Source organism: Bradyrhizobium sp. WYCCWR15520 (assembly GCF_056174665.1).
Genome location: NZ_JBWBWM010000094.1, coordinates 1 through 9,642, shown reverse-complemented (window position 1 = coordinate 9,642; position 9,642 = coordinate 1). Strand labels below are relative to the sequence as shown.

Below are 9,642 nucleotides of genomic sequence, written 5' to 3'. Positions count from 1 at the left end.
CCGCGGCGCTCCCTCAAGACGGTCGGCGACCGCTTCGATCATATGGAAGGTTCTAGTTCCAGAACTAGGCGCAGACATAGAAGCTCACATCGGCTCACAAACTCAGCAGCCGATAGCCGATCGCTTACCCACTCCGCCAGACGGGGTTTCCTTGCCGCTTACTCCATAAACGTCACGGCAGACTTTACGCGTCCTCTCGAGTGCTTCTTGAACAATGCCTCGGCGCCTGCCTTTATATACTTGGTTCGTTCGGCATCGGAGTAGCTCTTGGACTTTGCATGGAAAACGTACGTGTTCGTGGCAATGGCCAGTTCAAAGCCAGCATCCGCCGCACGAAAACAAAAATCGTTCTCCTCTCCATATCCAAATGGAAACGCACTCTCACGCCAATCGCCTCCAGCACTGCTCGTCGAATACACAGACAAAAACCGTGGACTAGGGGCGTCAGCGGATAGATCCCATTCCAGCTCGCTTCAAGATGCTGATCCAAATCGTGAACAGTCATGCCTTCGGGTAAAGGATTGATGGCCGTTTGTCCGACAGCTCCCTTAACGCTAGGCACGGACTGATAACTTGCAGCATTTGAGAGTGGACCAACTATTCCGCGAGCATCCGAGCTGAAAAGAGCACTGCGCAACTTCCTAATGCCTCTAGGAGGAACGATCGTATCACTGTTGAGCAGAACGACCGCATCCGCTTTCGATTGACGCAGTCCTGCATTCACCGCCTTCGTGTAACCGCCGCGCGCAGCAAGTGGTATGATCGTGTGCTCTAGCCAAGAGTACTGAAAGCGCTCGATCGTGAGCCTCATGCAGAGACCACGCGCTGAGGGCTGATCTGGTCGGCTAGGAAGATCTCGCGGAATGGTTTGTCGCGAGGTCACAATGTCAAAGGATAGTCGTAAGGATAGCGATAAGGATAGGCATACGCCTATCCTCGAACACGGCGCCGACACGCTGCAGCATCCGCTTTGCGGGCCTCGGCCGCGGCCGATATCCAGCGAAACGCGGAGCTAATATCCTTCGCGACACTGGTCCCGTGCGGGAATCAGGTGATGCACATTCGACGCGGTATCGCCCAATCGCGCGGCGGAGGATTGACGCCAGGTCTCCGGCCTATTCGGCCCGAGGCTGGCGTTGACTCCGTACAGATATATCAGACCGAGTTGATACTGCGCCTCGGCGTGACCTCGCTGCGCCGCGCGTTCGCACCACACCACGGCATCCGGAATGCTGCCCACTACCCCCTGGTTCTTCGCGTAGAGCATGCCGATCCGATAGTCCGCTTCCGCGTCGCCGTTTTGCGAGGCGCGCTTCCAGAGCTTAAGCGCTTCCAGATAGTGACCGCGCTCGAACGCTGCCTCCGCCGGACCAAGCCGCCTTTCTTCAGATCCATGAGACGCGGGCCGAAGCGATTGGAGGAGCGATTGGGTCAATGCCGTCATGGCTCACGCATGGCCTCCCGGATGCCTTTCAGCATTCCGCCAAGCAGATACATTCCGACCGCCCGCGTGCCGACATGGACATCTCCCGCAAGCGTCATGCCCGGAATCAGGCGGAAGTTTTTCGGCACATCCTTGAAGTTGGTCGACTCCACCGAGCACCGCGCCTTGTAGTAGGCTTCGATAGGCTTTCCATCGTCGTCGGTGGTGAAGGCGCCCTCGCTGATCCAGCGCACTTTGCCATCGGCTGTACCATGCTCCGCGGCATTGAACGCATCGATCCGCATCGTGCAGGGGTCTCCGGGCCGGATGAAACCGACATCGCGCGAGGCGATGCGAATTTCAGCCTCGAGCTTGGTGTCGGTCGGCATCAGGGTGATGAAGGGATCGCCGGGCTTCAGCACCGACCCGACCGAGAGCCTTGCCATCGTCAACACGACCGAGCCTTCGGCGGCGGTCAATCGGACCAGATCCTGGTGCCTGAGCGCCTTCTCATAAGAGGCTCTGGCCTCGTCGAGCTTGTTGCGGGTCGTCACGAGGTCCTGACTCAGTTGCGCAAACCATTGCTGCTTGAAGGCGTCACGGTCCGCGATTGACGCGGCGAGCGTATTCTGGGCTTCGATTAGGCTGCTATGGGTGTTCTCCAGGGTCCGCAGCAATTCAAGCCTTGTGTCCTGGGAGATAAACATATTGAGCTGCGAGCCCGTGCCGTGCTCGGCCAGCGTCGTGCGCATGGTCTCGATCTTCTGCAAGATCTCGTCACGCTGCCGATATCTCGCATCGTCCCCGCGAAGCTTCTCCATTGTCGCCTGGGTCTGCTTGATCTTCGAATCGAAACTATTGATCTGCGCGGTATATTGCGCCGTCCGCTGATCATAGAGCGCCCGCTGCAAGGCCGCGTATTTCTGGTAGTCCGGATCTGGCTTGCTCGCAAAGACCAGCGGATGCTGGTTCAGCTCGGCTTCATCGCGCGCCACCTGAGTCTCGAGGCTAGCGATCTGCAATTTTGCCTGGGTCAGGTCCGCCGACGTAAAGGTCGCGTCCAGGGTCGCAATAAGCTGTCCCGGTTGCACCTGCTCGCCTTCCCGCACGTCAATCGTCTTAATGATCGATGGATCCAGCGCCTGAAGGACGCTGATCTGTCCCACCGGCACGATTCGGCCCCCAGCGCTGGTGATGACGCGATCTATCCGCGTCAGAGCGAGAATGGCAACGATCGTGACCAGGAAGGCCGAGAGCACAAACAGCGTTGCCCGCGCGACCAGAGGCTCAGCCTCCTCTCGGATCGCATCCGTTTCCGATTGAAATTGGCGAACAGTCGCAAGCGCACCATCAGGAGACAAGCGTCGGACTCCCGAATCTTGACTGATCGTTGCGGGTCGCCGGCACCAAATGCGTGTTCTGCTGATACCACAGCGAGCTGTAGATATCGTTGCGCGCCAGGAGCTCCTCATGCCGCCCGATATCGTCGACCACACCACGATTAACCACGAGAATTGCATCCGCCTTTGTCAGGGAGGACAGGCGATGCGAGATAATGATCAGCGTCCGGCCATGCGCGATGCGCGTTATGTTGGCGTTCACGATCGCTTCGCTGTCGGCGTCGAGCGCGCTTGTCGCCTCATCGAGGATCAGGATCGGCGGGTTGACGATCAACGCACGCGCGATCGCAAGCCGCTGCCGCTGCCCTCCCGAGAGGTTCGGCGAACCTTCATAGATATGCGTCTCGTAGCCACGCGGCAGCTTGTCGATGAATTCTTCCGCACCCGCCAGCCTCGCCGCCCTGACCACATCATCGAACGACGCGTCCGGCTTGGCCGCGGTGATGTTTTCGCGGATGGTCCCACTGAACAGAAAATTCTCCTGGAGCACCACGCCCACGTTACGACGGAGATGGTCGATGTCGTACTCGCGAACGTCGATGCCATCAATCTTGATCAATCCCTCATAGTCGGAATGCAGCCGCTGCAACAGCCGCGTAATCGTGGTCTTGCCGGATCCGCTCTTGCCCATCACGCCCAAAGTAGTCCCCAGCGGGATTTCGAAGGAGATGTTGTTCAGCGTCGTCGATAGCGCTCCCTTGTATTTGAAGGTGACGCCGGAGAACTCCACCTTGCCCTCGAGCGGCGAACGCACGCCATGGCCGGAACGTCCCTCTTCGGCCGGCCGGTTGACCAGATTGCCGACGATTGCAACCGCACTTCGCGCCTCGTCGTATTGATTGATGAGCTGCGCCATCTGCATCAGCGGACCCGAGACGCGCTGCGACAACAGCAGAAATGAGAACAGCGCCCCGATATAGACCGGATCGTTGCTTTCAAGCGCGAGATAGACGCCGAGCGCATAGGAGCCGCTGACGGCCAGCCGCTCCAGCGGACGCACGACCGACTGGATGGCGTTTCCAGTCATGCCTTCGACGAGCCGGGCTCTGGCAACCCGTGCGACCAGAACATCCCACATGTGGCGCTGCCGCGTATCTAGCGCGAGCGACTTGATCGTCCGGATGCCATTCAAGGTTTGAACCAAAAATGCGCCCTGCGCGCCCTCCGCGGCCAGCACGGCTGTCGACGCCTTGCGGTAATTCGGCAACATCAGGACGAGCCAGGCGACGATCAAGCCCGACAAGGCGAGAACCACGAAGGTCATGACGGGGCTGAAAAAGAACATGACGGGCAGGAAGAACATCAGCGTCGTAGAGTCGAGAATAGTGCCGAACAATTGCCCCATCAGGAACGATCGGATGCGAAACACTTCGCGAATGTCGCGCGCGACGAGGCCGACCGCCGTCTGCTCGAAGTAGTCGATGGGAAGATTGAGGACCTTTTCGAAGACGTAGGTCGACAATTTGACGTCCAGCCTGGTCGTCAAGCGATGGACAAGGAACTGTCTCAAGAACGAGAACGCCGCCTCGAAGGCTATGACCACCAGCATCGCGACGCAGAGCACATAGAACGTGTTGTACGCCTTGTAGAAGATCACCTTGTCCGACAACAAGCGCCAGAACATGATCGGCGCCAGGCCAAGAAGCCCAAGGATCGCGGCGGCAATCGCGACGTCGCGGACCATGCGGCGTTCGCGGAACAACAGCGCGGCTACGAGGCCGAAACTGAACGGCTGCGCTTCGTCCGATATCTCGTAATTGCGCTTGATTAGGACGAGATCGCCGGACCAGATATCTTCGAATCGTGGTTGGTCGATCACGAGCAGCGCGTCTTCCGCGGCATTCGGATCCCTCAGCACGATGCGCGTATTGTGAGCGTCTCCCTCGACACGCAGGAGCACCATGTGGCTCCCATTCCGAAGCCGAACGATGACCGGAAGCGCCTTCTTCAGATGAGACAGTCCGCCCCAATCGAGCTTGACGCACTTCGCGCGCATGCCCGCTTTCTCCGCACAGCGGACAAGCTGATGCAGTGTGACGTTCTCGTCCGGCAGAAGGTTGTCTTGGATGAGCTGTGAGGACGTGAGGTGCAGCCCGTGCTGTCGTGCGACGATAATCAGGCACCCCAGTGCCGATGCGGGTGCCGCATCGGCCAGGTTCCGGTCATCGGCACCGTGGACGGTCATGGGGGTCAAGCGATCTGCCAATTATGTTAAGACGCTCACGTTCAACTACGAGTATAACATTGAGCGGCAAAGAAAGCCAGCCGCACTTATCGTTCAAATTGTGAGGAATGGCTGGCCGCACTCACAGATACCTCAGGCCTGGGCTTCCTGAAAATTGAAGCCGGATTCTAACAAAGACCTCTGGATGGCCTCGCCGTCGGCCTCGGGCATCAGCGCGAGCGCACAGACCTCGAAATTTTGGCTGCTGACGGAAACGGTCGGAAACCCGGCCATCAGCAGGAGATTACCGAGTCGCTCGGCCGTAAATCCGGTGCGGTGGGCCATGTGGACGCGCCCCTCCTCGATCGCGCGCGAATGGCCGTAGAGCATGTCGAGCGGCCTGATGGGCCCCGCCGGCGAATGATAGGCTATTGCGCCGATGCCATGCTGGACTATGAATTGAGCGACCGATTGCAGATCCGGGCTCATGATTAAGGCGAAACCATCAGGCTTAAGGATCTGGTGGAATTGCCGCAATGTGGGATAGACCTCGTGCGCATAGAGGTGCTCGAGCACATGCGATGACCAAACCGCGTTGAAGGACTGAGGCTTGAACGCGCCACTCAACTCAAGGATCGAGCCGATCACATCTGGTTTGACATCCGGGTCGATGTCGAGCCGGGCCTCTTCCCAACCCTGGTCGAGAATCATCCGGGCGATGCGCTGGGCCGTACCGGATCCTGAGCCCGCGTTGAGCAATCGCTTCATCGTGACAGACGACATCCGTTCCTGCACCGGGTGTGGTGAGAGGGCCAGATAATCACATTAACAAACCACAACATAGCCACCAGTGAAAAGACTTTGTCCATGAGATGCCAAAGCGCTGAGCTCAAAGGCAAAGCCCCGCCACGAGCGGGGCTTTCTCAGCGCAGCTTGCAGGCGCCGGTTCAGAGCTTCGGCAACTGCACGTCTCCATCGGTGAAGTGGAGATATTCGACGCCACTGACCACCACCGTCTGGTTGTCGCCGAAGTGCAGCGTGTAGGAGTTGGTTTTATCGTCGAAATCGATCTTCGTAACATCAAAGGAGGAGCGATCTGCGAAATCCACGATGTCCGAGCCTGTGCCGCCTATTATCGTATCATTTCCAGTGTGGGTCTGAAGATGGAACGTATCGTTGCCGCCTCCTCCCTGCAGCGTCGAGTTCAATCCTGACTCGCCGTAGACCCAGAAGACGTCATTGCCGCTGCCGCCCTCAAAGACATCGCCCTGTACGCCGATTAGCGTGTCGTTGCCGTAGCCACCGAGGAGCGTGCTGCGGCCTGCTGACGATAGGTCTTGCAGCACGTCGTTGCCGCTGCCACCTTCTAGCAACTGAGCGCCGGTGCCCGCCTCAAGATAGTCGTTACCGCTGCCGCCGGACAAAGTCTCGTTGCCGCTGCCACCATAGATGCTGTCGTTGCCGGCGCCGCCGAACAGCGAGCTGTTACCGTGCCCGCCGCGGATCGCGTCGTTGCCGCTGCCGCCATAGACCGTGTCGTTCCCGTAATCATACAGGTTCACGCTGTCGGAACCTTTTCCCATGGCGATGAACACGTCATTGTGGCCGCCGATCACGTTGAGCGTCTTGCCTCCAGCGTCATCGAGAATGATCGCCTTCAGGTTCGGCGTGGTCTCGACGGTGGTTGACTGCGCAACGTCGAGAACCTGAATGCCTGCTGGAACGGCCCCTCCGGAGAACGGTCCAGACTGAAACGCAGCCTTCGAAGTATCCCCAGGATGATCGCTATACACTCCGCTACGTTCTAACGAGTCGATCAGTGCCGACCTGACGCTCGCCTCAATGTGATTTCCGTTATGGTGGAGAAACTGGTCCAGCTCAGTTTTCGTCAGGTACGAGACGGCCATGGCAACCCTCTTTCAAGTTTCGCTAATGATGACGCGACGCGCCAACCGAACGTGCTTCAGGCTAGTGCTCCGACTTGTACTGGAGCGAACAGATTGCATTCGCCCCGCACACACACCGCTAACATTAGGGCGTTAACGAATGTGAATAAGCGTTATAGTGAATGTTAAGCTGGGCCCCAATTCCTGTCAAGGATCAAATCAGCGCGTTAGCAGGTTTGAGGCGCTGTCAAGTTGGCTTAATTGTCCCGCGGTCATTGCGAGATTCTGTGACCTACCACCTAAATTTCATCCAGCGGTTAGAGTCTCGGAGCTTTGTAGCGAGACCGAACTTTGGACCAGTGACCTGCCACTGCATTTTCATCCGGCGGCAGTTAGAGTCTCGGAGTGTTATGAAGTGCTCCCCAAAACTAGGCCAGCCCCAGCTGGAATTTTCCGCGGTTAGGCTCATGCTGGCGGGGGCGCCGATGAGCCATTCAATCGCGATATCGGCGCCTTGTTGCCGATCGCGCTGTGGGGTCGGATCTCGTTGTAGTCTCTACGCCAATCCTCCATCTTCGCACGGGCATCGTCAAGACTCATGAACCAGTGCGTGTTGAGACACTCGGTGCGGAATTTGCCATTGAACGATTCGATGAAGCCGTTGTCTGTCGGCTTGCCCGGCCTGGAGAAGTCCAGCGTGATGCCGCGCTGATAGGCCCACAGGTCAAGATCGCGCGACACGAACTCGCTGCCTTGATCGACACGGGTCGTCGCCGGGAATCCCACTTCATTGCAGACTCTTTCCAGCACCTCCACGACGTCGATGCCGCGGAACGTGTACCGTGGCTCCAGCGCCGGCGAGAAACGGGAGAGGATATCGACAATCGTGAGCACCCGAATCCTTCGCCCGGTTGCCAGCTGATCATGAACAAAGTCCATCGCCCAGGTCTCGTTCGATCGCGTCGCTGGCTTGCGGTCATCGCGCAGCTTGGCCTTGACGCGGCGCTTGGGTGTCTTGTTGCGCAATTGTAAGCCCAGTTCCTTGTAAAGCCGGTGGATGCGTTTGACGTTGACCGACCAGCCATCCCGCCGCAACAATACGTGGACGCGCCGGTAACCGTAGCGCACCCGGGTCTCGCAGATGCTTCTGATGCGATGCTTGAGGTCGGCCTGGTCGCCCGACTTATAGACGTAAAGTGCACGATCAATCCGGAGGGTGGAGCAGGCACGCCTGATCGAGACCTTCCAGTCGCGGCGCAACTTGTCGACAAGTTCGCGCTTGCGGCCAGGCTTCAGAGCTTTTTTGAAAGAACATCCTGCAGCATGGCCTTGTCCAAAGACAGGTCGGCGACGATCCGCTTCAACTTCGCGTTCTCTTCTTCGAGCTGACGTAGCCGCTTCATCTTTCCTCATTCGGGATCTTTGCCAACGTTCTATCGTGAGCGGACATCCGACAATCCATCGCCGTCCCTAGAGCGGCGACACACACGCCACGCCGTCCCCGAATGGGAGCGCATCCCCGGCATGACCAAACGCCTGCCAGCCTAGTTCCATCGGTTTTGCATAAGGCGCCTCATTGCGCCATGAGACGCCATCTCCCAGGTGATCGATATTCCTCGTTTGTTTTATCGGCCCGGTGTTTGGGCGTCTCGCCTGTGGACGCCAATGATCACCCCCGCACGGCATCAAACGAGATGCCAAGGTCAACTATAAGCCCTATACAGTGCCTGAACTAACCACTCAGCTCAGCCGCGCTCGCGCCGTCTGCGCAACCCTGACCAGCCCCGACGGCACGAGCGCTATCATCGTGCCATTGGAGGTTCCAAATGGGAGCTTGACAACAAACCGCGATCTAAAGGCCGATTGACATTCACGCAGCCGTCACGGACTCGGCCTATGGCTGCAGCGCCGTCAAAACGATCGAGGATTGATGATGAGCCATTTGTCAGACATGCTGCGAACACTGCGGTGGGATGACTACCGTTACTATCACCAGAGCAGAATTAATCAGACGCTGCATTTGATCAGCGCCTTCATCTTCCTCGGTTGCTATGCGCTCTTGTTCAAGGACCCTGCAATGGCCGGGCTTGTCGGCTGGCTTGCGATGCTGACGCGGCAGACCGGACATTTTTGCTTCGAGCCGAACGGCTACGATGACGTGAACAAAGTCAGCAACGAGTACAAGGAGGCGGTCAAGATCGGCTACAACCAGATGCGGAAGATTGTGCTCTTGATTATCTGGGGCCTGACGCCGCTCGCACTGTACGTCTTTCCGCTGTTTGGCATGTTCGATCCGCCTGCCGGGTGGCTTGACTTCATCCGGCACGTCGGCACGGTATGGCTCGTCATCGGCATCGGCGGCGCCCTCCTTCGGATGATCCAGCTTTTCGTCACCCGTGACGGTCAGACCGGACTGGTATGGGTCTTCAAAGTCCTGACGGATCCCCTCCACAACATCGCGCTGTACTACAAATCGCCGCTCGCGCTCTTGCGCGGCGAGCTGATCGACACGTCGATCGCGGACGCCGGCTGGGGACGTGACGAGGCCGAAAAGGCTCCGCGTCTCACCTGAGCGACGCACGTTGAGCAGGTGCTCACCGGGTACCCGCTTGACTAGGGGCGGCGGCCGCTGAGTGACGCGGTCGAGGTCAGAGGCCAGGAGTGCCTGGTCGAGCGTGGCCATGACGTCGGAGGCGGCCATCGTGGGACCAAGCCGCCAAGCGACGATGTAGCGCGAGAGGTCGTCGAGCCCGGTCGAGAGATAGTACC

8 protein-coding genes and 1 pseudogene are annotated in these 9,642 nt (G+C 58.6%); 1 reads left to right on the top strand and 8 read right to left on the bottom strand.

All coding sequences use genetic code 11. From position 1 onward, the window contains the following. Window positions 1-232 precede the first annotated feature (232 nt). The 7 genes from AC0QUY_RS41530 to AC0QUY_RS41500 all read right to left on the bottom strand — a co-directional run bounded on the left by AC0QUY_RS41530 (window position 233) and on the right by AC0QUY_RS41500 (window position 8,286). The gene (locus AC0QUY_RS41530) at window positions 233-811 is read right to left on the bottom strand and encodes a glycosyltransferase (RefSeq protein WP_161851781.1); all 579 of its coding nucleotides are present in this window, start codon (window positions 809-811) and stop codon (window positions 233-235) included. 201 nt (window positions 812-1,012) lie between these two features. After that, the gene (locus AC0QUY_RS41525) at window positions 1,013-1,444 is read right to left on the bottom strand and encodes a tetratricopeptide repeat protein (RefSeq protein WP_475391652.1); all 432 of its coding nucleotides are present in this window, start codon (window positions 1,442-1,444) and stop codon (window positions 1,013-1,015) included. Next, entirely contained in the window at window positions 1,441-2,784 is a 1,344-nt protein-coding gene (locus tag AC0QUY_RS41520; RefSeq protein ID WP_161851780.1) for an HlyD family type I secretion periplasmic adaptor subunit, read from the bottom strand. Before AC0QUY_RS41520 ends, AC0QUY_RS41525 begins: the two co-directional genes overlap by 4 nt. Further along, window positions 2,774-5,008 carry a peptidase domain-containing ABC transporter gene (locus AC0QUY_RS41515; RefSeq protein WP_161856377.1) on the bottom strand — a complete coding sequence of 745 codons (2,235 nt, stop codon included), beginning with the start codon at window positions 5,006-5,008 and terminating at the stop codon, window positions 2,774-2,776. The genes AC0QUY_RS41520 and AC0QUY_RS41515 overlap by 11 nt, the downstream gene beginning before the upstream one ends. Window positions 5,009-5,140: 132 nt before the next feature. Then, entirely contained in the window at window positions 5,141-5,770 is a 630-nt protein-coding gene (locus AC0QUY_RS41510; RefSeq protein ID WP_474417174.1) for a methyltransferase domain-containing protein, read from the bottom strand. A gap of 164 nt (window positions 5,771-5,934) precedes the next feature. Further along, window positions 5,935-6,894, bottom strand: a complete 960-nt coding sequence (locus tag AC0QUY_RS41505) for a calcium-binding protein (protein ID WP_161851779.1) — start codon at window positions 6,892-6,894, stop codon at window positions 5,935-5,937. 444 nt (window positions 6,895-7,338) lie between these two features. Continuing rightward, entirely contained in the window at window positions 7,339-8,286 is a 948-nt protein-coding gene (locus AC0QUY_RS41500; protein WP_202639248.1) for an IS3 family transposase, read from the bottom strand. A gap of 520 nt (window positions 8,287-8,806) precedes the next feature. On the opposite strand from AC0QUY_RS41500, the gene AC0QUY_RS41495 reads away from it, so the two are divergent. Continuing rightward, the gene (locus AC0QUY_RS41495; protein ID WP_246738679.1) at window positions 8,807-9,445 is read left to right on the top strand and encodes a hypothetical protein; all 639 of its coding nucleotides are present in this window, start codon (window positions 8,807-8,809) and stop codon (window positions 9,443-9,445) included. 60 nt (window positions 9,446-9,505) lie between these two features. Here AC0QUY_RS41495 and AC0QUY_RS41490 read toward each other — a convergent pair. After that, a pseudogene (locus tag AC0QUY_RS41490) lies at window positions 9,506-9,642 on the bottom strand (IS3 family transposase); the annotation flags it as partial.

Bases quoted from the DNA above. Each gene is read 5' to 3' on its own strand.
- AC0QUY_RS41530 (WP_161851781.1), bottom strand. From the start codon at position 811: ATGAGGCTCACGATCGAGCGCTTTCAGTACTCTTGGCTAGAGCACACG.
- AC0QUY_RS41525 (WP_475391652.1), bottom strand. From the start codon at position 1,444: ATGACGGCATTGACCCAATCGCTCCTCCAATCGCTTCGGCCCGCGTCT.
- AC0QUY_RS41505 (WP_161851779.1), bottom strand. From the start codon at position 6,894: ATGGCCGTCTCGTACCTGACGAAAACTGAGCTGGACCAGTTTCTCCAC.
- AC0QUY_RS41495 (WP_246738679.1), top strand. From the start codon at position 8,807: ATGAGCCATTTGTCAGACATGCTGCGAACACTGCGGTGGGATGACTAC.
- AC0QUY_RS41510 (WP_474417174.1), bottom strand. From the start codon at position 5,770: ATGTCGTCTGTCACGATGAAGCGATTGCTCAACGCGGGCTCAGGATCC.
- AC0QUY_RS41500 (WP_202639248.1), bottom strand. From the start codon at position 8,286: ATGAGGAAAGATGAAGCGGCTACGTCAGCTCGAAGAAGAGAACGCGAA.
- AC0QUY_RS41515 (WP_161856377.1), bottom strand. From the start codon at position 5,008: ATGACCGTCCACGGTGCCGATGACCGGAACCTGGCCGATGCGGCACCC.